Source organism: Arthrobacter sp. T572 (genome assembly GCF_056780115.1).
This window is the reverse complement of sequence record NZ_JBRAZQ010000002.1, coordinates 537,451-562,455: the sequence shown is the minus strand read 5'-3', so window position 1 is coordinate 562,455 and position 25,005 is coordinate 537,451. Positions and strand designations below refer to the sequence as shown.

The window sequence follows — 25,005 nt, the reverse complement described above, 5'->3', positions numbered from 1 at the left end:
TAATTAGCTCCGCTAACTATTATGCTCCCTTCCTCAGGAGGCTGTCCATTGAATGTGATGAGGCGGACGCCGAGGCTCAGGCGCCCGCTGCCGTTGTTGTGGTCCGCAGCCGGTACAGCGAGGACGTCGCCGTGATGTACAGGTCATGGCCGTCCGGTCCCCCGAAGCAGACGTTCGACACCTTCTCCGGTATCCCGACGTCCGCCAACAGAGCGCCGTCCGGCGCATAGACCCGGACCGACGCTCCGGCCGAGGTCCACACCCGGCCTTCGACATCCACGCGGAATCCGTCGGACGGTTTGTCCTCTTCCAGCTCAACGAACGTCCGGCCCGGGCCACACTTGCCCTGCTCCACGGGATACACCCAGATGCGATAGGGAACTCCGCGGGCCGGACCGGCCGTGTCAGCGACGTACAACAAGGACCCATCGTGCGAGAAGGCCAGCCCGTTCGGGTACACCAGGTCCGTGACCACCGGCGTCAATTCTTCCGTGGTCGGGTCGAAGCGGAACACGTAGCAGCCACCGTACTCCTGTTCGCCTTCGTGGCCCTCAACCGTGCCGGGAAGGATTCCGTACGGCGGATCCGTGAACCAGACCGTCCCGTCCCCGGCGACCACAACATCGTTGGGCGAGTTGAGCCGCCGCCCGCCGAACGATTCGACGATCGGCGACACCACGCCGTCGTAATCCCGCTCGACCCGCCGCCGCCCGTGGCTGCACTGCACCACGCTTCCGTCGGCGTCCAGCGTGCGCCCGTTGGTGTATTCGACGGCGGTCGCGTACTCACGCGTTTGGCCCGTCTCCGGGCTGTACTCCAGAATCCTGCTGTTGGGGATATCGCTCCAGCGGACTGTTTGGGACTGGGGAATCCAGACTGGTCCCTCGGCCCAGATGGTGCCTTCGAAGACCTTCTCCACCGCGCCCGTGATCAATTCCATGCTGTGACCCTTCCGTTGTGACCTGCGGGATCGAGCCTAATCCTTGCGAACCCACGGTTTCCGCCGAAGGAGCCGACTCGGGCGCGGCCTTCGCGCCGGCTCCGGGCATGGCGACCACCGCTGCCACCGTCAGTACCGCAGCAACCAGCACGGCAAGGAACACGGCCATCGACGCCGACACCGTTGACTGCGGGTCCGGGCCGCCGCTGTTCGCGTAGATCGCGTTGGCAACCGCACCGAACACGGCCACGCCGATGGAGCTGCCGATGGAACGGGAAAAGAGGTTGGTCCCGGTGACGACGCCCCGTTCGTTCCAGTCGACGCTGGACTGGGCTGCTATCAGGGTCGGTGTGGCCACCAGGCCAAGCCCGAGTCCGACGATGAAACAGGCCACGGCCACCAGGAGCACGTTGGGAGTTGACGCCGTCAAGGCAAGAACCGCCGTGCCGATGACCGTGATCGAGATGCCGATCAGGGCCGTGGTGCGGAACCCGATCCGGAGGTAGAACCTGCCGGCCTGCGATGCACTGAGCGGCCAGCCGAGCGTCAACGCGGCCAAGGCCAGGCCCGCCAGGATGGGCGAGGTTTGGATGGCGCCCTCCAGGAAGGTCGGCACGTAGGAGGTAAGTCCGAGCATGACAGCGCCGACGCCAAAGGAGACCAGCGCAGTGGTTGCCAGAAGCCTTCGGGAAACCACCCACGGTGGAAGGACCGGCTCGGCCGCTTTCCGTTCGACCAGCAGGAACGCTCCGAGCAATACCGCGCCGACCGCAAACACCGCGATGCTCATGGCGGAGTCCCATGCCCAAGCGTGGCCGCCCTCCAGCGCACCGAGGATCAGGAGGCTCAGCGACGTGGTGAGCAGGAGTGCACCCAGGTAGTCGATGCGGTGCCTGGTCTTTTGGACGTCCTCGTGGAAGGTGCGGACCAGCATCCAGCCGGCCAGCAGGCACAGCGGAATGTTGATCAGGAAGATCCAACGCCAGATCTCCAGTGAAGCAAAAATACCGCCGAGCGTGGGGCCGACGACCGACGATATGGCCCAGACACTGGCCAGGTAACCCTGCACTTTGGCACGTTCGGCAAGCGTGTAAATGTCGCCGGCGATGGTGATCGATACGGGTTGGACGGCTCCAGCACCCAGCCCCTGCAGCACGCGGAACGCAATGAGGGCCGGCATGCTCCAGGCAAGCCCACACAGGATGGAACCGAGCAGGAACAGCCCGATGCCGCTGAGGATGATCGGCTTGCGTCCCAGGACATCGGAGAGCTTGGCATAAACAGGAACCGAGACGGCCTGCGCCAACAGATAAGCCGAGAAGAGCCACGGGAAGGAAGAGAAGCCGCCGATGTCCTCAACGATCGACGGAACGGCCGTGGCGACGATCGTCGAATCGATCGCCACCAGGCCGGTGGACAGCATCAGGGCAATCAGGATGGGGCCACGTTTGGATCGGAACCCGACGCCGTCTTCAGTCTCAGTAGTCATGTATCCCGTCATCCCGTCGCGTTCGTGCTGTTCCTCCAAAAAGAGGTAACTCCGGAGGTGGCGGAATTAGTCCCGGGCTTGGGGTGGAGCGAGGTCCTATTGGGCAAGCACTATGGGAACTACATCTTTCGGGTGGACTGCCAAGGCAGCGGCACCGGCCAGCTCCTCCTGGGTGCCGTAGCCCCACAGGGCAAAAACTGTCGGGATTCCAAAGGCGGCAGCCCCCTCGACGTCGTGAATCCTGTCTCCCACCATGACAGGCCTGGCCACGTCCACGCCTTGGAACTGAAGTCGCCGCAGGGACGCTTCGATGACGTCCTTCTTGTGTGATCGATCCAGTACGTCTGAGGCTCCGCAGATGTCAACGAAGTGCTGGCCGATCCCCAGCAGGTCAGCCATCCTGAGGGCTTGGTCTTCAATCTTGGAGGTGGCGACAGCCATAGGGAGGCCGCTTGGCAGTTCTTGGAGGAGCTCGTAGACGCCGTCGAAGAGGCGGGCTTGCCGGACTCCCCATTCGGCGTAGTGGGTCCGATAATGCTTGAGGGCCAAGCGCGCCCGCTCTTCGTCCATGCCCGGAAGCGAACGGAACGACTCGATCATCGGCGGACCCACGTAAGACATCAGTTCCTCCGGCCCAGGCGCTTCGGCCCCGACTGCCTTCAGGGCCGCAGCTGCGCTCCCTGTCACTCCTTCGGCGGAATCGACCAAGGTGCCGTCCATGTCGAAAAGGATGCACGTGAGTTCCCCCGCAGTCGGCTCGCGGAGCTGTGGACGTATCATTTCTTCTTGGGCCTTTCGGTCAAGGCAGGTGCTGTACTGTGCGCCTGCATGCTTATTTGTGGATGGGACGCATGGAACGACCAAGCCTGGACGGTATTGACCAAAGCATCCTCGCGGAGTTGACCAGGAACGCCCGGGTTCCCCACGCGGTACTGGCCAGCAAGGTCATGCTGTCAAGGAACGCGGTACGCCAGCGGATCGAAAGAATGGAGCGGCAGGGCTACATCCAGGGCTACACCGTGGTGGCCGGTGGAGATGCCCGGGACTCCGTTTCGGCATTCCTCATGGTTTACCGGAAGGACCGTATGCGTGGAGCTGACGTTTTGGCTGCACTCCGCGCGATCCCCGAGGTAGTCCTTTGCGATGTCCTGAGCGGTGACTTTGACTTGATCGTCCGGCTCGAAGCCCGTTCCTTGGGCCGAATCCAGGAAATCTGGGAGGAGATAGCCGCCATCCCGGGCGTGGCCGATACGGTCACGGCCATGACGCTCTCCAATGTGATCCGCAGAGGTTCCGTTTAGGGCGCTATCTGCCCGGACGCATTCCCGGCCGGAGTCCGGCGGCATCATCGAGGATGGCCTTGGCCGAATCCCCGTCCAACAACCCCATTGAGGTGATTGACTCCAGCACGGGCGCGTTGTCCCTCAAAGCCTGCTTCGCAACCGAGGCTGCAGCTGCGTATCCGAGCGCCGGGATGAAAGCGGTGGCCAAACCGGCCGAGCTCGCCACCTTCGACCGCAGCAGCTCCTCGTCCGCTTCAACGCCCTCGACGCAGTGGGTCCGGAGGATGCGGGCTCCGTTGGTGAGCCAGGACAGTCCCTGAAGCAGTACATGCCCAATCACCGGTTCGAAAGCATTGAGTTGGAGTTGGCCGTTGTCAGCGGCCATGGTGACAGTTGTGTCCGCGCCTGCGACGGCGAAAGCGATCTGGTTAAGGGTCTCCGGGATGACCGGGTTAACCTTGCCTGGCATGATCGATGAGCCAGCTTGCCGCGGCGGCAGCCTCAGCTCACCCAAACCATTTTGTGGTCCGCTGGAGAGCAACCTGAGATCGCTGCTGATTTTGGACAACTTGACCGCGGAGCGCTTCAGCATTCCGGACAAGTGCATGAAGACACCGACATCGGAGGTAGCCTCTACCAGGTTCAGGGCCGGAACCAACGGGTAACCAGTGATCCCTGCCAGTGCGTCCACTACCCGCTCCCGGTAACCGGTTGCGGCGGTGATTCCGGTTCCGACGGCGGTGGCCCCCAGGCTGCATTCAAGGAGGAGACTGGCAGATTCTTCCAGCCGCTGCCGGTCCTCGGCGATGGTTGCTGCGAAGGCTTGGAACTCTTGACCCAGGGTCATGGGAACGGCGTCCTGCAGCTGCGTGCGCCCCATCTTCACAATGTGGGCGAAGGCCGTGCCCTTGCCTTTGAAGGCCCCGACCAGCCGGTCCAGTTCCTCGCACAGGCCTTGCGCTGCTCCTGCCAAGGCCAGTTTGAGGGCCGTGGGGTACACGTCGTTGGTGGACTGGCAACGGTTGACGTGGTCTATGGGATGGAGGAACTGGTAGCTGCCGAGAGGGTGCCCCAAAGTTTCCAGGGCAATGTTTGCGATCACCTCGTTGGCGTTCATGTTGGTGCTGGTGCCGGCGCCTCCCTGGATCACGTCAACGCAGAACTGATCATGGAACCGCCCGGCCTCGATGGCTTCGCAGGCTTTGCCGATGGCCCGGGCTGTGGCGGAATCAATGACGCCAAGTTGGCCGTTGGTGACTGCGGCTGCCCTTTTGACCCTTGCCAGGGCCACGATGAGCCGGGGGTGCTGCGCCAAGGTAGTTCCGCTAATGGGGAAGTTCCACAGGGCCCGGGCCGTGTGGGCGCCCCAATAGGCATCGGCCGGCACCTCGACGCGGCCAAGGGAGTCTTCCTCCACCCGATATTGCTTATGCAAAGTTTCCCTCCCTCAGTTCTTGATGCAGATGACTTTTGGCTGAGTCATATCCTCGTAAGCGAAGCGCACGCCCTCCCGGCCCAAGCTGCCGTACTTGAAACCCCCGAACGGCATTCCGTCGAACCGGTAGTCGGAGGAGTCGTTGATCATCACGCCACCCGCTTGGATCTGTTTGGCCGCTTCCATGGCATTGCCGAGTGAGGACGTGAAGATCCCGGCATGGAGGCTGAAGTCGATCGAGTTGGCAACCTCAACTGCCTCTTGCAGGGAATCCACGGGCCGCAGCATCACGAGGGGTCCGAAGGCTTCTTCCTGCCACATCCGGCTGTCTTCGGGAACTGCCTCAGCTACCGTCGGCTGGACAAGGTTTCCGACGTTCCTGCCACCCGCCAGCAGGACTGCACCGGCGTCAACGGCCAATCGGATTTTGTCCATGAGCGCGCCGGCGGCCGCGGCGGTGATCATCGGCCCGACGTCGGTCTTTCCGTCATTTGGGTCGCCCACCACCAGCGATGCAGTTTCGGCCAGGAACCTGGTCTTGAACTCCTGATAGACGGAACTGTGGACCAGGATGCGCTGCACTCCAACGCAGTTCTGCCCGGCCGCCCAGAACGCTCCGGAAACGCAGGACTCCACGGCTTTCTCCAGGTCGGCGTCGTCCATGACAATGACGGGCGCATTGCCGCCGAGGTCCATGGCCAGCTTCTTGAGCCCGGCGGTCCTTGCGATGTCCTCGCCCGTTGAGAATCCGCCGGTGAAGGACACCATCCGGATGTCCGGCGCGGACAGGATCTTCCGGGCAACCTCGCGTCCACCGTGGACAAGGGTCAGTACGGTGTCCGGAAGTCCGGCTTGGATGAGGGCTTCGGCCAGCAGTTGGGCGGACAGCGGAGTCAACGCCGAAGGTTTAAGTACGACGGCGTTGCCTCCTGCGATTGCCGGCCCCACCTTGTGCGCTACCAGGTTGAGCGGATCGTTGAAGGGCGTGATGGCCAGGATGATTCCCAGGGGTTCACGTGAGAACCACCCGTGGCGGTCCTCGGATCCTTCATAGGCGTCAAAGGGGATGACCTCACCGGCATTCCGGCGGGCCTCCGCGGCTGAGAGCCGCAGGGTGTTCACTGCCCTGAGGACCTCTTTACGTGCCTGGCGGATGGTCTTTCCTGCTTCATCGACTATTGTCCGGGCGAAGATTTCGCTGCGTTCCTCGATGGACTGCGCCGCGCGGTCCAGGATCCTGCCCCGGTCGTTACGGGACAGCGCTGCTGATGCCTCGGCGCCGGCGCGCGCCCCGGCAAGGACATCCTCTACCTCTTCCAGGCTGGTGAGCTTGATGCTGCCAATCCTCCGGTGGTCGTAAGGACTGGTGACATCCTGGACGTCGGTCATGGTTGGAACCTCCGCGATCAAGGTCTCAGACATGGGAATCAACTTTCTTGGCTGCATGCATGGCGATGATGTCGGAGAGCAGGGCATAGGCCGTCTCCATCCGTCCGGCGCCAGGGCCGGAGATCGTTACCGGACCCAACAGGTCCGTGGCGAAGGAAACGGCGTTGGTGGCACCGGAAATACCGGCCAAGCCATGGTCCAAGGGCAGGGCCATCGGTTTGACTGAGGCTGACACTGTGCCGTCGGTATTCCTGCTTGCTGACCCGATCAGTTTCCATCGCCGCCCCTCTGCAGCCGCCTTGGAGATGTCTGACGGGGTTACGGAGGAGATGCCCTCGCGGCTGACGTCTTTGAGCGTGATCCCGGCGCCCAGCAGTTCATTGGCCAGAATCAGTACCTTGAGTTGGACGTCGTATCCTTCGATGTCTGCGGTGGGGTTGGCTTCGGCGTAGCCAAGATCCTGTGCTTCCCGAACGGCGGACTGCAGGTCCAGGCCTGCTTCCATGCGGCCCAGTACGTAGTTGCTGGTGCCGTTCAGGATGCCCTCGAACCCATCGATGGCAAGCCCGGTGAACATCTGCTTTGCGAGCCTGATGACCGGAGTACCGCTCATCACAGCGCCTTCAAACTCGAACCTGGCTCCGTTCGCTTCGGCCAGGCGTGCCAGCTCCGGGCCTTGGAGCGCCACAGGCCCCTTGTTGGTTGTGCAGACACTCTTGCCGGATTCCAGGGCCCAGCGTACGTGGGACACGGCCGGTTCACCGTCTTCCGGGTTGGTGAAGGTGGCTTCGCAGATGATGTCAGCCGTGCAGTTGCGGATCACGGCTTCGTTGTTGGTGTCCCGGGATCCCCCGTGGTCTGCGAATGTTTCAGCAGACGAAAGGTGCAGTGCCATGCCGAGGTCGATACCGCCGGGGACCATCAGCGATCCCAAGCGCAGGTCTGTAATCGCAACAATGCGCAGTCCGAACCCGAGCTCGGCGCGGAGTTCTTCACCGCGTATGTGGACGATTTCCGCAAGGGTGCGGTTGACTCCGCCGAAGCCAATGAGGGCGAGATCGTAGGTGGTCATGGTGCTCCTTCAGGTGGGGTGGCCTTTGATGACTCAATCCTGCGGGGGCCCGGTGTCAGCGCAGCCATGTCATACCGGCAGAGAGCATGGTCATTTTGACCATTCGCCGGACATCAAAGGTCATCCGGGAGATCTATGCGTGCGTTATATGCATTCATAAATGTTTTTAATGACTGCTTTGCGTTCTTTTGTGTTACCTTCATCACTACGGACTCCAGCGGGTGAAATTCGACCCGCCCGGCTCTTCCCCTTCGCATCCGTCACCGACCGGAGAATCACATGGAATCTTCAACACCCCTGCAACTGGACCACCGGCCGGAAGCAGCCGGCGCCGGGCCTGCCCCGAGCGGACTTCGCAGATCAATGGGCACCAGGCACCTGATCATGATCGCAATGGGAGGTGTGATCGGGTCCGGACTCTTCCTGAGTTCCGGCTATACGATCTCCCAAGCCGGTCCGCTGGGCGCAGTCATCGCCTATCTGATTGGTGCGTTCGTCGTATACCTTGTCATGGCGTGCCTCGGCGAACTGGCCATTGCCTATCCCGTATCCGGGGCCTTCCACATCTACGCAGCCCGCTCGATTGGACCGGCCACGGGATTCACCACCGCTTGGCTGTACTGGCTCTGCTGGGCCGTGGCCATCGGTTCGGAGTTCACGGCGTCAGGACTTTTGATGCAGCGCTGGTTCCCGGATGTCGAGGTATGGGTCTGGTGCCTTGTCTTCGCCGCAATCCTCTTCGGCTTCAATGCAATCTCTTCACGGTTCTTCGGGGAGTCCGAGTTCTGGTTCGCCATCATCAAGGTGGGCGCCATTATCGGCCTCATCATCCTCGGCGGCGCGGCCCTCTTTGGCTTTCACCCGTTGTCCGGTTCCGGCAACCATCCCTTCCTCTTTGAGAACTTCAATACTTCAGCCGGTCTCTTCCCCAATGGATTCACTGGCGTCCTGGTTACCGCGCTGGCGGTCTTCTACGCCTTCTCCGGATCTGAACTGATCGGCGTCGCGGCAGGGGAAACGGCCGATCCCGCGCGAAACATTCCCAAGGCAATGCGAAGCACCGTCATTCGTTTGCTGATCTTCTTCGTCGGTGCAATTGCTGTCATTGCGGCAACGGTCCCCTATGACCAGGTGGGTCTGGACGAAAGCCCGTTCGTCACAGTGTTCTCTTCCGTGGGGATTCCCTATGCGGCGGACATCATGAACTTCGTCATCATCACCGCCCTGCTGTCCGCCGGCAACAGCGGCCTGTTCTCCTGTGCCCGCATGCTTTATTCGCTTGCGGACGAAGGCCACGCGCCGAAGGCCTTTAAAAAGCTCACCCGCCGCGGCATTCCCATGATCGCGCTCTCCGTGAGCATGCTGGGCGGCCTCGCATCCCTCATCAGCAGCGTCGCGGCACCTGAAACCGTCTATCTGGCATTGGTGTCCGTGGCGGGTTTTGCCGTTGTTGGCGTATGGATGTCGATTGTGGCTTCCCATTTCTTCCACCGGCGCGCCTTCGTCCGCAACGGCGGAAACGTAGCCGATCTCCCCTATAAGGCGCCATTGTTTCCGTTGGTGCCCATCCTCGCCTTTGTCCTGTGCCTCGTTTCCTTGGTGGGCATCGCCATGGACCCGTCGCAGATAGCAGCGCTGTACTTCGGGGTTCCGTTCGTGGCCGCTTGCTACCTGTTCTTCCGGTTCCGCTACGGCGGCAGGACCCGCAAGCCCCAGCCGGCCTGATTCCGTTATCCATGCTCAGCGGCCGGGCACTGTTTAGCCCGGCCGCTGAGCCGTATTCAAAGGAACCCCCATGTTGCATCCGGTTCCCCCCGAACCCCGCACTGATCATCTGGCCAGCTGGGTGGAAGTAGACGGAGACGCTTTCGAATCCAACGTGCGTGGAGTACAGGCACTCTTGTGTGACCGTGCCAAGGTCTGCGCCGTGATCAAATCTGACGCGTACGGGCACGGGGCGGAGCTGCTGATGCCTTCGCTCGTGCGGACCGGCGTCCCCTGCATTGGTGTCGGCTCCAACCGTGAAGCAGCTATCGCCCGGAGCGTCGGCTTCACCGGCAAGTTGCTCCGTGTCCGCGCCGCCGCACCACAGGAGGTAGCAGCCGCCGTCGGATATGACGTCGAAGAGCTGGTTGCCGACCCTCAAAGCGCGTGGGAAATCAACCGGATTGCAGCTGATTCCGGGCGCGTGGTCCGCATCCATCTGGACATCAACTCATCCGGCATAAGCCGCCACAGCCTTGACGTATCCGGGGCGTTGGGGAGGGCAACAGCAGCGGGAATTTTGAGTCATCGGCACCTGGAACTTGCCGGTATCATGACGCATTTCCCGCTGGACGACGTTGCGGACATCGAAGCAGGTCTGAGCCGTTTCCTGGAGCAGGCCCTGTCGATCCTTAGTGCGGCCCGGATACCACGTGAGCAGATACTGCTGCACGCAGCCAACTCCTTCGCGACGCTCAACGTTCCTGCAACCTGGCTGGACATGGTCCGGACGGGCGCGCTGCTCTACGGCGACTCGGATCCACGGCATCCGGGCTACCGGCGATGCCTGGCCTTCAAAGCCAGAATCGGCTCGGTAAACACTTATCCCGCAGGTAGCAAAGTGGGCTACGGACTCCTTCATACGCTGCGATCCCACGCGCGGCTGGCCACCGTCACCGCCGGCTATGGCGACGGTTACAGGCGGGCGTTGGCCAAGGCAGGGACTGTGCTCGTCCGGGGACAGCGGGTTCCAGTGGTGGACGCGGTCTCCATGAATTCCATGGTGGTGGACGTTTCCGGCGTCACGGACATCAGCCCGGGAGACGAGGTAGTCCTCTTCGGCCGGCAAGGTGGAGAGGAGATCACGGTGAATGAGCTAGAGTCAGCCAACGGCAGCATCCTTGCCGATCTCTACACAGTGTGGGCAGGGGGTTCCCGCGTCCTCGCGCAGGACACGGCCATGTGAGAATGGCTTGAGCATGCTGAAAGGAGCCCGATCCGTGGATGTTCCATCCGAAGCGTCGTCCTTGGCTCAGGGCCTTCGCTTGGTGCGGTTGGTGGCTGACCGGGAAAAACAGGGCAGGCAGTTGCTGGGTGTCTCACAATTGGCCGCGGAACTGGACATGGAACAGAGTCGCGTATCCCGGCTGGCCCAGGAGCTTTGCGACCTCGAGTTGTTGGAGCGGGAGGACCGCGGGCCGTTCAGGGTGGGTCGGCGCTTCTTTTCCCTGGCCGGTTCCCTCAACGGGAACTGGGTCCGGGAATCCAGAGCCGAGTTGGAAGAGCTGGTGTCCGGGTTTGGCCTCCGCGCCCGATTGTCCGTACGGGACGGCGTGCGGGTGCAGCTCCTTCGGGCTTCAATCAATAACGCCGCTCTGGGCGGTTTTGCCAAGCCCGGGATGGTGACACCGGCCTGGTGCACGGGGGCAGGCAGGGCCCTGCTGTGGGATCACGACACCGGCGCCTTGCATTCGTTGCTTAAGGACGTAAATTTCATCGGCGTGGGCGGACCGGCCGCCGCCCACACTCCAGCCGAGGTGCAGGAGCTGATGGAGCGCGACCGGCCGGGAGGATACGTCCTGGCAACCGAAGAATACGAGCACGCTGTGTGGGAACTGGCAGTCCCTGTGCGCTCACCCCGCGGTGACATCCTGGCTGCACTCAGCGTGCTGGGCAGCCTTTCCGGTGCTGAGCTGGACATTGCTGTGGTGGCCGGGGCCCTGCAGGCGGCGGCAAAACGGTTGGGTTCCGCCCAGGGCCAGGTTCACTGAATTCCACCGACCCGGGTTTCAAGCCAGTCGCGCCATGACGCGAGTGCCAGCGCATGCTGTTCCCGTTGGGGTTCCAGCCGCTCTTTCGGGCCCACTATCTGCAGCGCCGCGGCGACGTCGCCTTTGAAGTCGCGGATCGGTGCTGCAAGCGAATAGAGGCCCGGTTCGGCCTCCTCGTCGACGATCGAGTAGCCCCTGCTCCGGGCACTTTCCAGGCGGTGAAGAAAGTCGTCCACCGACGATGGCGTGTTGGGCCCGTGCCGGACGAACTCCACGTTCTGGAAGATCCGCCGCACTTCCTCCGCCGGAGCGTCCCACAGAAGAGCCTGGCCGGCGTCGCTGCAATAGGCAGGATAGGGGCGGCCCAGCCATGAGCCAACAAGGTTGGCGCTTGCAGGTACGTGCTCGGCAATGGTGACTGTGCTGTTTCCGCTGAGAACGCCCAGGAAGCAGGCCTCGGTGGATTCGGCCGCCAGCCCCTCCAACGCCGCCAACCCGTCAGTCCGCAGCCGTTGCTCGGTCACCAGCTGGGCATCGGTGAGGAGCGACCAGTCGAGGCAGTACGCCCGGTCCGCCGTGCGTGCCAGGAACCCTTCCTGGAGTGCACCTTTGAGGCTGCGGGAGACCTGGCTGCGGTCTTTGTCCAGGCGCGCCGCAACTTCGGCGACCGTACCGCCGTCGTACCCTTCGGCTTGCCGCTCGCCAACGGTGAGGACGGCCATCATGCCGCGGCCCATGCTGGAGGTCTTTGACATTTCTCGATTCTAGCCAGTCCCGGGGGCAGGCCGACGCGGGCTTTACGACGGCGGACTGTCACCTTAGTGGACCGCGAACACGCGGGCGGGGAATCCGCTTCCACCGAGCGGCTTGGCCCAGGTGGCCATAACTGCGCCCCCGGACTCCGGCACGCCCTCCAGGTTGGCGAGGAGTTCGATCTGCCACCTGTCCTTGGCCAGAATGTAGGTTTCGAGGCTGAAGTCCTGGCGTGATGTGGCGCTGCCGGGGTCTGTATCGGTCTGTTCGTGCCCGATCGCCGCTACGTTGCGTTCCTCGACCAGCACCTCAAGGACTTCCCGCGACCATCCCGGCGTGTGGCTGATGCCTTCCGGATCACGATTGGCCATTGCCTGGGCATCGGGCCACCGCAGGCTCCAATCCGTGCGGAGCGCAACGAAGGATCCCGCCGGGATCCTGCCGTTGCGTTCCTCCCAGGCGTCGACGTCGGCCAGCGTCGGCGTAGCGTCGTTGTCGGTCGCGGCGCGGCTGCTGATGTCCAGGACCACCAAGGGCAGCACCATCTCCTGGACCGGTAGCTGGTCAAGGGTTCGGCCGCCGCGGATGAAGTGCGACGGCGGATCGACGTGCGTGCCCCACTGGCCGACGATCGAGTACCTGTGCGCGGTGAATCCGTCGCCCTTGTCCATGTCAAAGAGGGCTTCGCGTTGCTCATCGGGAAACGCCGCAAAGTGCGGCTGGCCCGGATGGAAGGCGTGTGTCAGGTCGGTGAAGGTCCTGTTGGCGAGCAGGGGCGCCAATTCCTGCCACAACGGAGCTTTCACGAGGCGATCCTTTCCTGAAGGATGTCCGCGGCCTTGGAGGATACGGCGCCGCCGGTGGAAACGCTGAGCGGCGCGGAGACTTCAATGACGGGAACCTCCCATGGGTGGATTTCCACAATGCGCTGCACCAGTAGCTGGACGGATGGTTCGTCCAAGGCGGCATCGAAGTAGGACGTGAAGACAAAGGTGGGCGAGATGGTCCGCTGGCCGACCTTACCCAGCGTTGGATTTGCGCCCTCTGCCACGGTGAAACCCTCAAAACCCGCCGTGGATTCGAAGACGTGGTGGTAGTTGCCGAACCCGCCGAGCTCAGGGGTGGCCTTCAGTGTGTCCAGGAGGCGAGCGATGCCGGTGTCCGATTCGAGGGCGCTGGATTCGCCTTGCCCCATACGGGTCATCGTCTCAACAGATACAGGCCAATGGATGCGCAGCTTGCGGACGCTTTTGAGTGCAATATTCACGAGGAGGTTCCTTGGTCGGGAGTGGATGCCAGCATCATCGTGCCATACGTCACCGTGCATTACAAGCATGCAAACTTGTGAATAACGCACATATCTATTTTCGTTGTTTCTCAGTCCGAGACGGCTGCCAGTCCAGAAACAACAAACGGCGGGCCGCCTTCAAGGTTCCATTCGAACCCTGGGGCGACCCGCCGTCGTCGTAATTCTGTAAAACTAGCCGTCGATCAAATCATGCACCACGATCGTCTGGTCGCGGTCCGGGCCGACGCCGATCGCCGAGAACCGTGTGCCGGAAAGCTTCTCGAGCGCCAGCACGTAGTTGCGCGCGTTCTCGGGGAGGTCTTCCAGGGTGCGGGCGCCGGTGATGTCCTCGGTCCAGCCGTCGAAGTACTCGAAGATCGGCACGGCGTGGTGGAACTCGGTCTGCGTCATGGGCATTTCATCGTGGCGCACGCCGTCCACGTCATAAGCGACACAGACGGGGATCTGCTCGATGCCCGTCAGCACGTCCAGCTTGGTGACGAAGTAATCCGTGAAGCCGTTGACGCGCGAGGCGTGGCGGGCCAGGACGGCGTCGTACCAACCGCAGCGGCGGGGACGGCCGGTGTTCACGCCGAACTCGCCGCCGGTCTTCTGCAGGTATACGCCCATGTCGTCAAAGAGCTCCGTGGGGAACGGACCGGCGCCAACACGGGTGGTGTAGGCCTTGATAATGCCGATGGACCGCGAGATGCGGGTGGGGCCGATGCCCGAACCGACCGATGCGCCGCCAGCGGTGGGGTTCGAGGAGGTCACGAACGGGTAGGTGCCGTGGTCCACGTCCAGAAACGTGGCCTGGCCGCCTTCCATGAGCACAACCTTGCCCTCGTCCAGGGCGTTGTTGAGGACAAGAGTGCTGTCGATGACCAGCGGGCGCAGGCGCTCGGCGAAGGAGAGGAAGTACTGCACGATCTCTTCCACCACAATGTCGCGACGGTTGTAGACCTTGACCAGGAGCTCGTTCTTCTGGCGCAGCGAGCCTTCCACCTTCTGGCGCAGGATCGATTCGTCGAACACATCCTGGACGCGGATACCCAGGCGGGCCACCTTGTCCATATAGGCCGGGCCAATGCCGCGGCCGGTGGTGCCGATCGCGCGGCTGCCGAGGAAGCGCTCGGTGACCTTGTCCAGGACCTGGTGGTACGGAGCCACCAGGTGGGCGTTGGCGGACACACGGAGGCGGGAGGTATCGGCGCCACGGGCTTCGAGGCCGTCGATCTCCTGGAAGAGCGCCTCAAGGTTCACCACGCAACCGTTGCCGATAATCGGAATGGCGTTAGGGCTCAGGATGCCTGCGGGAAGGAGCTTGAGCTCGTACTTCTCACCGCCGACAACCACGGTGTGCCCGGCGTTGTTGCCGCCGTTGGGCTTGACCACGTAGTCGACGCGGCCACCGAGCAGGTCGGTTGCTTTGCCTTTGCCTTCGTCGCCCCACTGGGCTCCGACGATCACGATAGCGGGCATGGGATCCTCCCCCATTCTTTCGGGCAAGACCCGGCTGGAAAGCCAGGCCTTGGCGCCGTACATGAGAATGCCCCGACGGTACTTGGTACAGCCTGCCGCGGGCGCGGCAGACGCAAGAGTTTCGGGGCTCTTACCAGCCAAGTTTAGCCGATGGCATCTGAAAGTCTGGTGTCAAGGAGCGTTCGACGGCGGTCGCGTGAAGTTTTGTGGGCGGCCCGGTTGCAGCGGGCGCACACGGTGGATCACGTGCCGGGCGGAAGATTCCGGCAGTTGCCCCCAAGCCCGGCGATCAGCCCGGCGTTGCTGGCCACGGACGCGGGCTTTGACGTCCACGACGTTGCCGGGTCCCTGATCACAATGGCGATCTGCAGTTCCGTTCCCAGCCCCAGGAGACCGCCCAAGAGGTTGGTGGGTACGTCCGTAATGTAACCGGCGGCCGCGCTTCCGGTGGTGTTGGTGGTGAGGTTGTATCCGGTGAGCGGTGCGAGCGCGGAGCCCAGTCCGCTGGTGGATGCCTGCACCTCGGCCTGCGACAGGGTGTAGCCGGAGGGCGGGAGCCAGAAGATCCGCACGTAGGCACCCAACCCCAAAACACCCGGATTGTAGGTGCATTGCCCGTTCAGGGTCGGGGCGGGGATTGTCACGGTGCCGAAACTGCCTGATGCGTACGTCCCACGGGCCCACGAAGCCTCCGTGACGGCCGGCGGGTTCGAAGCCGTCAGCATTATGGCTACGGGGAGGGCCACTGCGCCCAGGGCGGCCAGGTACTTCCTCATCCCCGCCCACCCCGCCATCGTGAAGCCGCAAAGCCGCCGCCCACGGCGAGCACACCGAGCAGCAGGAAGCCACCCAGGCGGGCGCCGGTGTCCGCAAGGGATCCCGACGGCGGCTGGCCGGGCTTTGTTGCTGCCGCACTGCCGGGACCATCGCCCGAGCCGAATACCCCGATGACGATGCTGGTCCTGGTCCCTTGCACGTGTTTTGGGGCATCGACCGCGAGCGCTGCTGTCAGGAGGACATAGGTGGTATCAGGTAGCGGGGAGCCGGAAGCGGCCCGCGAAGACTCACCCAGGAGATCCAGGCGCGTCCCCTCGGCCTCCCTCAACGCTGTGGATTCCAGCACAGTGTCTTCTCCAGCACCGCAGGTACTGCCGGCCGGACCGCCCTCGTCCCAGGGCTGGCCGCAGGTCCTCAGGGTGACACTGAGGTAGTCCCGGAGGATCCCGGCCCCGGGTTCCAGCCGCAACTCCAGCGCCGTGGCGGGTTCGCCCCGGACCCCCACCGCCACCGCCCAGTCAGCAGTCCCGCCCGGGGTGAGCCTGTGCACCTTCCCGGCCGGACCGGCGTCGAGCTCCAACCATCCGGAGGGTTCCTCCCGGGCGGGCTGCCGATCGGACGTCAGGGCGTGCGCTGGCGCAGGCTGGAGCATCAGGGCGCAAAGGAACAACAGCCAGCACCGCTTAAGCCGCGACATGCTGCCCACGCCTGCGGCCGCCATGCTTGTTGCCGCCTCTGCCGGGGGTTTCACCACGCGGCCACAGCACCCAGGTGACCAGGCCGGAAACGGCCACAGTTGTTGCCCCGAGCACCACCGGGTTGGCGGCTGCGGCAAGCGGGTACGCGAGCCCCGGGACGGACCACAGGACAACCCGCACCCGTTCCACCACATAAGGCGCAGGGTCCGGAGCGGTATTGGCGTCGCCCTTCATGGTGATGGTGCGGGAGGCACCCTTGGCATCCTCCACGGTCTGCACCCGGTGCGTAATGGGCAGTTTGCCGGGACGGTCAACGGTGACAACGTCGCCCACCCGGATGTCAGCGGCAGGAATTTCCCGCACCAGGGCCAGGGATCCGGCGGGGATGCCCGGGGCCATGGAGCCGGTCTTGAACAAGATGAGCGTGATGTTGAATGCCAGCGCCAGGATCACCGCCACGATGCACACCGCACCGCCGGCAGCGGCGAGGTTCAGCAGCCATTCGCGGACGCGGGACGTGAAAGCGCGGCTCATGGGCTGGAGGTGGCAGTGAACTGCCAGGTTGCGGTGGCCGTTTGTCCCTGCAGGGCGTTGTTGGCGCCAAGGGGCAGGGTCACTTCAAAGCAGAAGTGCGTGGGCGCCCCCGGCAGTGTGGCCGTGGCCGCCTGCAATGGATTGACGACGCCGGCCGCCTGGCCTTGGGTGAACGGCTTGGCTCCGTCGCTGCCCACCACGAACACCGGTGTCCCCGTGAACGCGGTGGCATCGCAGGTGGCTGAACGGACCACGCGGTACCGGAGTGCAGCCCCCAGGTCCGCTGTGCCCGTGCCGCTGCTCGTGACCGTCGGTGCCCCGAGCACCACTTCTCCGCCCACGGACCCGGCCCGGGTACGAATGGCCAAAGGCGCGTAGGCCACCGAGCCCGGGCTCATGGCCGTGGCGTTGAACACCAAGGCGGCACCCGGGGCAGCGTCGTTGGCACTCCATGTCCCGGACGCGTTGTAGGGTTTGCTGGCGTTGGACTCCGTCACAAAGACACTCGCGCCAAAGGTCCCTCCGGCGAAGTCACTGTCGGTCCAGGACGCGAGCGTTACCGAGCCGCCAAGGCCCAGCGCCAGGGCCCCGGCCAGGACCGCACGCAGCCGCAGGTACTTTCCGGGCGGCCTCACCGCCCGGTGCTTCGTGGAGCGTCGCGTGCCCATGGACTACTGGGATTCGGCCGCGAATTCCCAGGTGGTGGAACCGGTCTGGGACTGGACCAGGCCGGAGCCGGCAGTGATCCGGAAGCACAGGTTAACTGCGGCTCCCGCACCGGCACCCCCGCCGTCATCCAGCGCGAAAGTGGTGCTGCCCGGCGTCGTACCCAATCCGGTCCCGGGGTCCACCAAAGTGTCCGTGACCGGTTCGCCGCAACCGAAGGCGTCCGATTGGGTGAGCGAGTATGTCAGGCCGGTCAGTGCGCCGGTGGATGATTCGGTGGAGACCGTCACCGTGGCACCGCTGGTGGTGTCTTCGTCAAGCCGCACCGCGAACGGTGCAGTGACAACATCACCGGGCGCCAGGTTGTTGGGCGCGGCCGTAAAGGAGAGGGTCACCGGCGAGCCAACGGGGTGCTCGGCGAATGCAGTGCCGTCGGTGCTTCCCTCAAGGTTGAAGGACCCCGCTGTGAAGGTGCCCTGGGCGAACTCCGAGTCGTTCCAGGCAGCAAGGGTGATCGCGGCTCCAACTCCCAGGACGAGGCCGCCGGCCAGGATCGCCCGGATCCTGGGTGCCTTCCGTGGACGCTGGGTCGATTCGGGCGAAGAGTCTGGTGCAACCACTGTTTACCCCCAAGGTAGTTGATGATGGTGCCCCTCCATCTTCTGCCGTCGTCAAGCCGGCGGCCCGGGAACTGCACTTAAGGGTTAATCCAGGCCGTTGCAATTGGTCCGGCGAAAACAGAGCCCTCCTTGGTCCGGTAAGGTTAACCAGCCCCCAACTGCACCCTGACGGATCCGCTGCGACATGCCCGCAGCCCTTGTGGTGCGCGCAGTAACACCTAGGAGACTTAACCCCCGATGCAAGACCTGGCGACCGACTCACCCGAACAACTCCTCTGGAACCGCCGTTACGAAGACCACATCGCCGAGGTCAACACATTGTGTGACTCGATCAAGGATCAGAAGCCGGGCAGCGAGGTCCTCTACATCGACCCCGCCCACAGCATGGACGACTGCCGCATCGTGAGCCTCTTCTCCAACCAGCGGGTCACCTCCGGCGAAGGCTTCATCAAGCCCGGTGACGACGAGGCCACCACCCGCATGCTCGGCATGCAGTGGCAGCTGGGCCTCCGCCCGGAGTACGTGATCCCGTGGAACGTTTACCCGTGGATCGAGCCGGCCGGCGAGCCGGGCAAGCTCACCCCCGCCAACATCACCGAAGGCCTCAAGCCGCTCCTGCGCCTCCTGCAGCTCCTGCCGCGCACCTCCGCCCTGGTGGCACACGGCAACGAGGCGCACCGTTTGGCCGACCAGCTCATGAAGTCGGCTCCCGCCAGCATCGCCCGCCGCGGGTTCAAGACGTTCAAGGTACGCTCCCTGGGTGGCCGCTCCTTCGCGGGCACACCCGAGCGCCAGCAGGAATACCTGGACGCCATCCACGGCGCATACGCCGAGGCCATGGCCCGGACCGGCATCCCCCGCAAGGCTTAGTCTTCCCCAACTGGGTAGCAATAGTGCGCGTTTTGAGCGCTCAAAACGCGCACAAATGCGACCTAGTTGGGAGGTAACGCACGACGGCGGCCCCCACCTTTCGCGTGGGGGCCGCCGTTTTGTTGGGGCTTGTTGGGGGGGTGATGGTACTTAGCCGACCAGCAGGGCGCGGAGGTCCTTGAGGATCAGCTGGGCGCCTGTGGGGCCAAGACCGAGGAACCAGACGTCGTCGTTGACGGCCTTCGCGTGGCCCTCCTTGACGGCGGTGAGCTTGGGCCATACGGCGCCCTCCACCACGGACGTTTCACCGGTTGCTGCGGGTTCGCCGTAGCTGCTGTAGAAGATCCAGTCGGCGTCGGCCTGCTCGATGTTTTCGGCCGAGATTTCCGCGGCAAGTTCATCGATATCCTGGTTCTCCGGCCGGGCGAGGCCTGCGTCCTTGAGGATCACGCCGATCAGGGACTTGTTGGCGTACAGGCGGATCTTGCCGGGGAGGAAGCGCACCAAGGAGATCTTGGGGTCGCCCTGGACGTCCTTCTTCAGGGCGTCGGCCTGCTCCTGGTAGTCGTTGAGCGCCTTGACCGCCTTGTCTTCCTCGCCAAGCGCCTTGCCCACCAGGAGGAAGTTCTCCTTCCACGGGAACCCGGGACGGATGCTGAAGACCGTGGGAGCGATCGCAGACAACTGCTTGTAAAGTTTGTCGGCGCGGAGCTGGCTGCCAAGGATCAGATCCGGCTTGAGGGCAGCGATGGCCTCAAGGTTGAGATCCTGGATGGTGCCGATCGAGGCAACGTCCTTGACCTTGTCCGCCAGGTAGCTGGGAACAGGGTTGGCGCCTTCGGTGGTGGCCATGCCCACGGGGGTGATGCCCAGGGACACCACGTCGTCCAGCTCTCCGGTGTCGAGGACCACCACGCGGGCGGGCTTCTTCTCCAGGGTGGTTTCACCGTTGGCGTGCTTCAGGGTGCGGGGGAAAACGCCGGGGGCAGCGTCCGTGCCAAGCTTGGCGGTTTCCTGGTCGGCAGTGGTGAACTTGGAGCCGCCAGTGGCTACATCGGCGTTGCCGGCGGCGGAGCCTGACCCGCCACTGGTGCCGCAGCCTGCCACGAGGCCCATGACCAGGGCGACGCCGGCCACTTTCAGTGCGGCACGGCGCAGACGCGGGGCCTTGCGCGGCTTTATTACAGAATCGTCGTTTTTCACGGAGTAAGGCTAACCTAATTAGGGCACACTTCTGTGACGTTGTGACAACGGTCACGGAAATGCCCTCATCACCGCTTAGCTTTCCGGAATGGTTTTCTGTCGTGTCCCAAGTGACGGCCCCCGTGCCACCACGTGCCCAGCCGCACACCGCCGCCCCGCCGGCCGGCAGCGCGTCCGATCCTTCCGGCGTCGTACGCAAATCAGGCTGGCGCGTCCTGTTCCTGCTGCTGGCAGCGGCAGTCCTGCTGGGTGCTGTGCTCCTGAGCCTGGGCGTGGGAGCCAAGTTCATCCCGGCGGGCACGGTCCTGCAGGCCTTCCTGGACCACCGGGACACCGCAGACCATGCAATCATCCTCCAGAACAGGCTGCCGCGAACCCTCATGGGCCTGGGCGTCGGGGTCGCCCTCGGTGTGGCCGGCGCCCTGATCCAGGCTATGACCCGCAACCCGTTGGCCGATCCCGGAATCCTCGGCGTGAACGCGGGCGCGTCCTTTGCGATCGTGGTGGCCATTGGTGTCTTTGGGATAGCATCCCTCAGCGGATACATCTGGTTCGCCTTTGCCGGGGCCATCCTCACCACCGCCGCGGTGTACCTGATCGGCACCTCCGGCCGGAATGTGGTCAACCCCATCCGCTTGACGCTGGCGGGTGTCGCACTGGGGGCCGTGCTCACGGGTATCGGCTCGGGGCTGACCATGCTGAACCCCAAAGCATTCGACCACCTGCGCTCCTGGAGCATCGGTTCCCTGGACAGCCGCAGCATGGACGCCGTGGCAACCGTTGCCCCGTTCATGGGGATCGGACTCCTGGTGGCTCTCTTCTGTGTCCGCGGGCTCAACGCCGTGGCGCTGGGTGACGACCTCGCGACCTCCTTGGGGGCCAACGTCAACCGGACCCGCATTCTTGGCATCGCAGCCATCACGCTCCTCAGCGGTGCCGCCACTGCCGGCGCCGGAGCCATCGGTTTCGTGGGACTCATGATCCCGCATGTTGCCCGCTGGATCGTTGGCCCCGACCAGCGCTGGATCCTCGCATCCACCGTGCTGCTCTCCCCCATCCTTGTGCTCGTAGCGGACGTGGTGGGCAGAATCGCTGCGCCAGGGGAACTGCAGGTGGGCGTAGTCACGGCGTTCATCGGGGCGCCGGTACTGATCGCACTCGCGCGCCGCAGGAAGGTCAGCGGACTGTGACCCGGCCAAAGACGGTGACGAACCCCATTGATTTCGGCCGGGCTGCCCTGCCGGTCCGCAACCGCGTCTTCAGTGGCCTGGTGGACGTACGCAGCATCCTCGTCTGTATCCTGCTGCTCCTTGCCGCCCTGACCGTTTCCGTCGTGTCCCTGGCCACCGGGGATTATGAGGTCACCGTGCCCCAGGTGCTGCAGGCTTTCACCGGAGACGCTCCCGGACTGGCCCAAACCATCGTCATGGAATGGCGTCTGCCACGGGTGCTGGGCGCGCTTCTGTTCGGTGCGGCGCTGGGGATGGGCGGCGCAATCTTCCAATCCATGACCCGGAACCCGTTGGGCAGCCCGGACATCATCGGCTTCAACACCGGCGCCTATACGGGTGCGCTCGTTGTGATGCTGACTGTGGGCGGCGGGTACCTTGGGGTGGCTGCCGGTGCCTTGGTTGGCGGCATCCTCACCGCGATCGCCGTTTATCTGCTGGCGTATCGGCGCGGTTCACAGGGCTTCCGGCTCATCATCGTGGGCATCGGCATCAGCGCGATGCTCGCGGCCTTCAACCATTGGCTCATCCTGCAAGCCGAGCTTGAAGCGGCCCTCGCCGCCGCCGTCTGGGGAGCCGGGTCCCTCAACGGCATCACGTGGGAGCAAGCGGCGCCTGCCGCCGTCGTTGTTGTTGCGCTCGGGGCAGCCACGCTGGGAGCCGCGCGCCGCATGCAGCTTCTGGAAATGGGCGACGACGCCGCACGCGCCCTGGGCGTCCGGGCCGAGCCAACCCGGCTGCTGCTGCTGGTTCTGGGCGTTGGTCTGACCGCTGCGGTCACTGCCGTTGCGGGGCCCATCGCATTCGTGGCACTCGCCGCACCGCAGCTTGCCCGCCGGCTGGTCCGCAGCGCGGGCATCACCTTGGTCCCGTCCGCGGTGATGGGCGCCTTCCTCCTGGCCGCCAGCGACCTCGCCGCGCAGCGCCTGTTCGCGCCGATTCAGTTGCCCGTGGGCGTGGTGACCGTGTGCATCGGCGGCATCTACCTCGTCTGGCTCCTGGCCAGGGAAGCAAGGAAATCATGAGTATCAGCACCGCCGCTCCGCAGTTGAAAGCCGAATCGCTGACCATCGGCTACGAACAACGCGTTATCTCGGAGGACCTGAACGTACAGATCCCCGAGGGCGCGTTCACGGTGATCGTTGGCCCCAACGCCTGCGGCAAATCCACCCTGCTGCGCGCCCTGGCCCGGCTTATCAAGCCGCGCAGCGGACAGGTGCTCCTGGACGGCAAATCTGTGACCTCGTTGCCCGCCAAGGAACTCGCCCGGCGCCTGGGTTTGCTGCCGCAGTCATCGATCGCGCCTGATGGCATCACGGTGGCCGACCTCGTTGCCCGCGGAAGGTACCCGCACCAGAAACTCCTGCGCCAATGGTCCCAAGCGGACGAAACCGCGGTGGTCGAGGCCATGGAAGCCACCGGCGTTTCCGCCTTGTCCGGACGCCTGGTGGATGAGCTGTCCGGGGGCCAACGGCAGCGGGTCTGGGTGGCCATGGTGCTGGCCCAGGAGACACCGTTGCTGCTGTTGGACGAGCCCACCACCTTCCTCGACATCGCACACCAGATTGAACTGCTGGAGCTCTTCCGCGAGCTCAATCTGGACAAGGGACACACCCTGGTGGCCGTCCTGCACGACCTCAACCACGCCAGCCGCTACGCCGACCACATCATCGCCATGAAGGACGGTGCCGTGGTGGCCGAGGGCGCGCCGGCGTCCGTGATTACCGAATCCTTGGTGGAGGACGTGTTCGGCATGGCGTGCCGGATCATCGACGACCCCGTCACCCACACTCCCCTGGTGGTCCCCCTAGGCCGCCCCCGCCTGCCCAAGTAGGTCGCATTTGTGCGCGTTTTGAAGGCTCAAAACGCGCTCTGCTGCGACCTGGTTGGGGTTAACGGACGACGGCGACCCTCGCCTTTTCGGTGAGGGTCGCCGTCGTTGTTGCTTGAGGCGCTTAGCCCGCTTCGATAGCCGCCTTGGCCTTCGGGTCCGAGTCGTTCAGGAACTTCTCGATCCGCTCCGGCTCCTCAGCCTCGCCAATGGCTGAGGCTGCGCGTCCCAGCGCGTACAGGGCGCGCAGGAAGCCCTGGTTTGGCTCGTGCTCCCACGGGACAGGCCCGACGCCGCGCCAACCGTTCCGGCGCAAAGCGTCCAGGCCGCGGTGGTAACCCACACGGGCGTAGGCGTAGGACTCGATGGTGCGACCCTCGGCCCATGCTTCCTCGGCGAGGATCGCCCACAACAGGGACGACGTGGGGTTCTGCGCCACGAGGTCCAACGCTTCCTTACCGAGGGCGAGGTGCTGGTAGACCTCGGTTTCGGCGGGCAGGAGCGTGGGCTCCGGCCCCATCAGGTTCTTGCGGAATTCGTCGGACATCAGAACGTCTTGCCGGCCGATCCGAGCTGCTGTGCTGCCTCCACAATGCGTGCGGCCATGCCGGCTTCAGCCGAAGCACCCCAGACGCGGGGGTCGTAGGTCTTCTTGTTGCCCAGGCCGCCGTCGACCTTCAGCACGCCGTCGTAGTTGGAGAACATGTGGCCGGCCACCGGGCGGGTGAACGCGTACTGGGTGTCGGTGTCGATGTTCATCTTGATCACGCCGTAGGAAACGGCGTCGGCGATTTCCTGCTCAGTGGAGCCCGAGCCGCCGTGGAAGACGAGGTCGAAGGGGTTGTCCTTGCCGATCTTGGCACCGACCTCAGCCTGGATCTGCTTGAGCAGTTCGGGCTTCAGCTTGACGTTGCCCGGCTTGTACACGCCGTGGACGTTGCCGAAGGTCAGGGCGGTCAGGTAGCGGCCGTTTTCGCCGGCACCCAGGGCCTCGATGGTGGCCAGTGCGTCTGCGGTGGTGGTGTAGAGCTTCTCGTTGATCTCGTTCTCCACGCCGTCTTCTTCACCGCCGACGGTGCCGATCTCAACCTCGAGGATGATCTTGGCAGCCGCCGCGCGCTGCAGCAGTTCACGGCCGATGCGCAGGTTGTCTTCCAGGGTTTCGTGCGAGCCGTCCCACATGTGCGAGTTGAAGATCGGGTCCTTGCCGGCCTTCACGGCTTCCTCGGAAGCCGCCAGCAGCGGGAGAACGAAGCCTTCCAGCTTGTCCTGCGGGCAGTGGTCCGTGTGCAGTGCGATGTTGACGTTGTAGTTCTTGGCGACCTCACGGGCAAACGCGGCGAAGCCGAGGGAACCGGCCACCATGTCCTTGACGGAGGCACCGGACCAGTAGGCTGCGCCACCGGTGGAAACCTGGATGATGCCATCGGATTCGGCCTCGGCGAAACCGCGGATCGCAGCGTTCAGAGTCTGCGACGACGTCACGTTGACCGCGGGGAAGGCGAAGCCGCCAGCCTTTGCGCGGTCGATCATCTCGGAGTAAATCTCTGGGGTTGCAATGGGCATGGTGACTCCTATGCTGAATTCGTCTGTGGGCTGGTGACCCTGGAGTAGACCGCTTACGGCTAGCACCATCCTAGCGACAACCGTCCGGGGCCCGTGTTTCCGGTCACTTGGGCTGGTAACACTGG

26 protein-coding genes are annotated in these 25,005 nt (G+C 64.2%); 8 read left to right on the top strand and 18 right to left on the bottom strand.

Features of this window, described 5'->3' with window-relative positions; translation table 11 throughout:
* Positions 1 to 76 precede the first annotated feature (76 nt).
* The 3 genes from ACUYMZ_RS03855 to ACUYMZ_RS03845 form a co-directional block, all read right to left on the bottom strand.
* The gene (locus tag ACUYMZ_RS03855; protein ID WP_481605805.1) at positions 77 to 895 is read right to left on the bottom strand and encodes an SMP-30/gluconolactonase/LRE family protein; all 819 of its coding nucleotides are present in this window, start codon (positions 893 to 895) and stop codon (positions 77 to 79) included.
* A complete protein-coding gene (locus tag ACUYMZ_RS03850) occupies positions 786 to 2,429 on the bottom strand; it encodes an MDR family MFS transporter (RefSeq protein ID WP_481602156.1) in 1,644 nt (547 codons plus the stop codon). The genes ACUYMZ_RS03855 and ACUYMZ_RS03850 overlap by 110 nt, the downstream gene beginning before the upstream one ends.
* Positions 2,430 to 2,525: 96 nt before the next feature.
* Entirely contained in the window at positions 2,526 to 3,209 is a 684-nt protein-coding gene (locus ACUYMZ_RS03845; RefSeq protein ID WP_481602155.1) for an HAD hydrolase-like protein, read from the bottom strand.
* 71 nt (positions 3,210 to 3,280) lie between these two features.
* Between ACUYMZ_RS03845 and ACUYMZ_RS03840 the strand changes: the two genes are divergently transcribed.
* Entirely contained in the window at positions 3,281 to 3,730 is a 450-nt protein-coding gene (locus tag ACUYMZ_RS03840) for an Lrp/AsnC family transcriptional regulator (RefSeq protein WP_426005726.1), read from the top strand.
* A 4-nt stretch (positions 3,731 to 3,734) separates the two neighbouring features.
* Here ACUYMZ_RS03840 and ACUYMZ_RS03835 read toward each other — a convergent pair whose 3' ends face one another.
* Genes ACUYMZ_RS03835 through ACUYMZ_RS03825 form a run of 3 tightly spaced genes read right to left on the bottom strand, consistent with a single transcriptional unit; the run spans position 3,735 to position 7,608 of the window.
* On the bottom strand, positions 3,735 to 5,147 hold the full coding sequence (locus tag ACUYMZ_RS03835) for an aspartate ammonia-lyase (protein WP_481602154.1): 1,413 nt from the start codon (positions 5,145 to 5,147) through the stop codon (positions 3,735 to 3,737).
* 12 nt (positions 5,148 to 5,159) lie between these two features.
* A complete protein-coding gene (locus ACUYMZ_RS03830) occupies positions 5,160 to 6,569 on the bottom strand; it encodes an aldehyde dehydrogenase family protein (RefSeq protein WP_481602153.1) in 1,410 nt (469 codons plus the stop codon).
* Complete coding sequence (locus tag ACUYMZ_RS03825; RefSeq protein WP_481602152.1) at positions 6,562 to 7,608, bottom strand: homoserine dehydrogenase; 1,047 nt, start codon at positions 7,606 to 7,608, stop codon at positions 6,562 to 6,564. The genes ACUYMZ_RS03830 and ACUYMZ_RS03825 overlap by 8 nt, the downstream gene beginning before the upstream one ends.
* 279 nt (positions 7,609 to 7,887) lie before the next feature.
* On the opposite strand from ACUYMZ_RS03825, the gene ACUYMZ_RS03820 reads away from it, so the two are divergent.
* From ACUYMZ_RS03820 to ACUYMZ_RS03810, 3 genes are all read left to right on the top strand, one after another.
* Positions 7,888 to 9,333, top strand: a complete 1,446-nt coding sequence (locus ACUYMZ_RS03820) for an amino acid permease (RefSeq protein ID WP_426005721.1) — start codon at positions 7,888 to 7,890, stop codon at positions 9,331 to 9,333.
* 70 nt (positions 9,334 to 9,403) lie between these two features.
* Positions 9,404 to 10,558, top strand: a complete 1,155-nt coding sequence (gene alr, locus ACUYMZ_RS03815; protein ID WP_481602151.1) for an alanine racemase — start codon at positions 9,404 to 9,406, stop codon at positions 10,556 to 10,558.
* A 34-nt stretch (positions 10,559 to 10,592) separates the two neighbouring features.
* Complete coding sequence (locus ACUYMZ_RS03810; protein ID WP_442423342.1) at positions 10,593 to 11,363, top strand: IclR family transcriptional regulator; 771 nt, start codon at positions 10,593 to 10,595, stop codon at positions 11,361 to 11,363.
* On the opposite strand, the gene ACUYMZ_RS03805 is transcribed toward ACUYMZ_RS03810, so the two are convergent.
* From ACUYMZ_RS03805 to ACUYMZ_RS03765, 9 genes are all read right to left on the bottom strand, one after another.
* On the bottom strand, positions 11,357 to 12,118 hold the full coding sequence (locus ACUYMZ_RS03805) for an IclR family transcriptional regulator (protein WP_481602150.1): 762 nt from the start codon (positions 12,116 to 12,118) through the stop codon (positions 11,357 to 11,359). The genes ACUYMZ_RS03810 and ACUYMZ_RS03805 overlap by 7 nt on opposite strands.
* 63 nt (positions 12,119 to 12,181) lie before the next feature.
* Positions 12,182 to 12,922, bottom strand: coding sequence for a cyclase family protein (locus ACUYMZ_RS03800; RefSeq protein ID WP_481602149.1), 741 nt, complete (start codon positions 12,920 to 12,922; stop codon positions 12,182 to 12,184).
* Positions 12,919 to 13,383, bottom strand: coding sequence for a hypothetical protein (locus tag ACUYMZ_RS03795; protein ID WP_426005713.1), 465 nt, complete (start codon positions 13,381 to 13,383; stop codon positions 12,919 to 12,921). The genes ACUYMZ_RS03800 and ACUYMZ_RS03795 overlap by 4 nt, the downstream gene beginning before the upstream one ends.
* Positions 13,384 to 13,596: 213 nt before the next feature.
* Positions 13,597 to 14,886, bottom strand: a complete 1,290-nt coding sequence (locus ACUYMZ_RS03790; RefSeq protein WP_481602148.1) for an adenylosuccinate synthase — start codon at positions 14,884 to 14,886, stop codon at positions 13,597 to 13,599.
* 242 nt (positions 14,887 to 15,128) lie between these two features.
* Positions 15,129 to 15,662, bottom strand: coding sequence for a hypothetical protein (locus tag ACUYMZ_RS03785; RefSeq protein ID WP_481602147.1), 534 nt, complete (start codon positions 15,660 to 15,662; stop codon positions 15,129 to 15,131).
* Positions 15,659 to 16,360: a hypothetical protein gene (locus ACUYMZ_RS03780; protein ID WP_481602146.1), complete on the bottom strand. Its 702-nt coding sequence runs from the start codon at positions 16,358 to 16,360 to the stop codon at positions 15,659 to 15,661. The genes ACUYMZ_RS03785 and ACUYMZ_RS03780 overlap by 4 nt, the downstream gene beginning before the upstream one ends.
* Positions 16,347 to 16,895 carry a signal peptidase I gene (locus tag ACUYMZ_RS03775; protein ID WP_481602145.1) on the bottom strand — a complete coding sequence of 183 codons (549 nt, stop codon included), beginning with the start codon at positions 16,893 to 16,895 and terminating at the stop codon, positions 16,347 to 16,349. The genes ACUYMZ_RS03780 and ACUYMZ_RS03775 overlap by 14 nt, the downstream gene beginning before the upstream one ends.
* Entirely contained in the window at positions 16,892 to 17,530 is a 639-nt protein-coding gene (locus tag ACUYMZ_RS03770; RefSeq protein ID WP_481602144.1) for a SipW-dependent-type signal peptide-containing protein, read from the bottom strand. The genes ACUYMZ_RS03775 and ACUYMZ_RS03770 overlap by 4 nt, the downstream gene beginning before the upstream one ends.
* 36 nt (positions 17,531 to 17,566) lie before the next feature.
* On the bottom strand, positions 17,567 to 18,181 hold the full coding sequence (locus ACUYMZ_RS03765; protein WP_481602143.1) for a SipW-dependent-type signal peptide-containing protein: 615 nt from the start codon (positions 18,179 to 18,181) through the stop codon (positions 17,567 to 17,569).
* Between the two features lie 237 nt (positions 18,182 to 18,418).
* Between ACUYMZ_RS03765 and ACUYMZ_RS03760 the strand changes: the two genes are divergently transcribed.
* Positions 18,419 to 19,051: a uracil-DNA glycosylase family protein gene (locus ACUYMZ_RS03760; protein WP_426005703.1), complete on the top strand. Its 633-nt coding sequence runs from the start codon at positions 18,419 to 18,421 to the stop codon at positions 19,049 to 19,051.
* A 150-nt stretch (positions 19,052 to 19,201) separates the two neighbouring features.
* Here ACUYMZ_RS03760 and ACUYMZ_RS03755 read toward each other — a convergent pair whose 3' ends face one another.
* Positions 19,202 to 20,254: an ABC transporter substrate-binding protein gene (locus tag ACUYMZ_RS03755; protein WP_481602142.1), complete on the bottom strand. Its 1,053-nt coding sequence runs from the start codon at positions 20,252 to 20,254 to the stop codon at positions 19,202 to 19,204.
* Positions 20,255 to 20,313: 59 nt separating this feature from the next.
* Between ACUYMZ_RS03755 and ACUYMZ_RS03750 the strand changes: the two genes are divergently transcribed.
* The 3 genes from ACUYMZ_RS03750 to ACUYMZ_RS03740 are packed head-to-tail and all read left to right on the top strand — an operon-like array spanning position 20,314 to position 23,317.
* Positions 20,314 to 21,444: an iron chelate uptake ABC transporter family permease subunit gene (locus tag ACUYMZ_RS03750; RefSeq protein ID WP_481602141.1), complete on the top strand. Its 1,131-nt coding sequence runs from the start codon at positions 20,314 to 20,316 to the stop codon at positions 21,442 to 21,444.
* The gene (fepG, locus tag ACUYMZ_RS03745) at positions 21,441 to 22,508 is read left to right on the top strand and encodes an iron-enterobactin ABC transporter permease (RefSeq protein WP_481602140.1); all 1,068 of its coding nucleotides are present in this window, start codon (positions 21,441 to 21,443) and stop codon (positions 22,506 to 22,508) included. Before ACUYMZ_RS03750 ends, fepG begins: the two co-directional genes overlap by 4 nt.
* Entirely contained in the window at positions 22,505 to 23,317 is an 813-nt protein-coding gene (locus ACUYMZ_RS03740; protein ID WP_481602139.1) for an ABC transporter ATP-binding protein, read from the top strand. The genes fepG and ACUYMZ_RS03740 overlap by 4 nt, the downstream gene beginning before the upstream one ends.
* A gap of 121 nt (positions 23,318 to 23,438) precedes the next feature.
* Here the strand turns inward: ACUYMZ_RS03740 and ACUYMZ_RS03735 are convergent, their stop codons facing one another.
* Together ACUYMZ_RS03735 and fbaA are read right to left on the bottom strand one after the other, a co-directional pair.
* A complete protein-coding gene (locus ACUYMZ_RS03735; RefSeq protein ID WP_426005698.1) occupies positions 23,439 to 23,861 on the bottom strand; it encodes a DUF3151 domain-containing protein in 423 nt (140 codons plus the stop codon).
* On the bottom strand, positions 23,861 to 24,880 hold the full coding sequence (gene fbaA, locus ACUYMZ_RS03730) for a class II fructose-bisphosphate aldolase (protein ID WP_144661880.1): 1,020 nt from the start codon (positions 24,878 to 24,880) through the stop codon (positions 23,861 to 23,863). The genes ACUYMZ_RS03735 and fbaA overlap by 1 nt, the downstream gene beginning before the upstream one ends.
* Between the last annotated feature and the right edge of the window lie 125 nt (positions 24,881 to 25,005).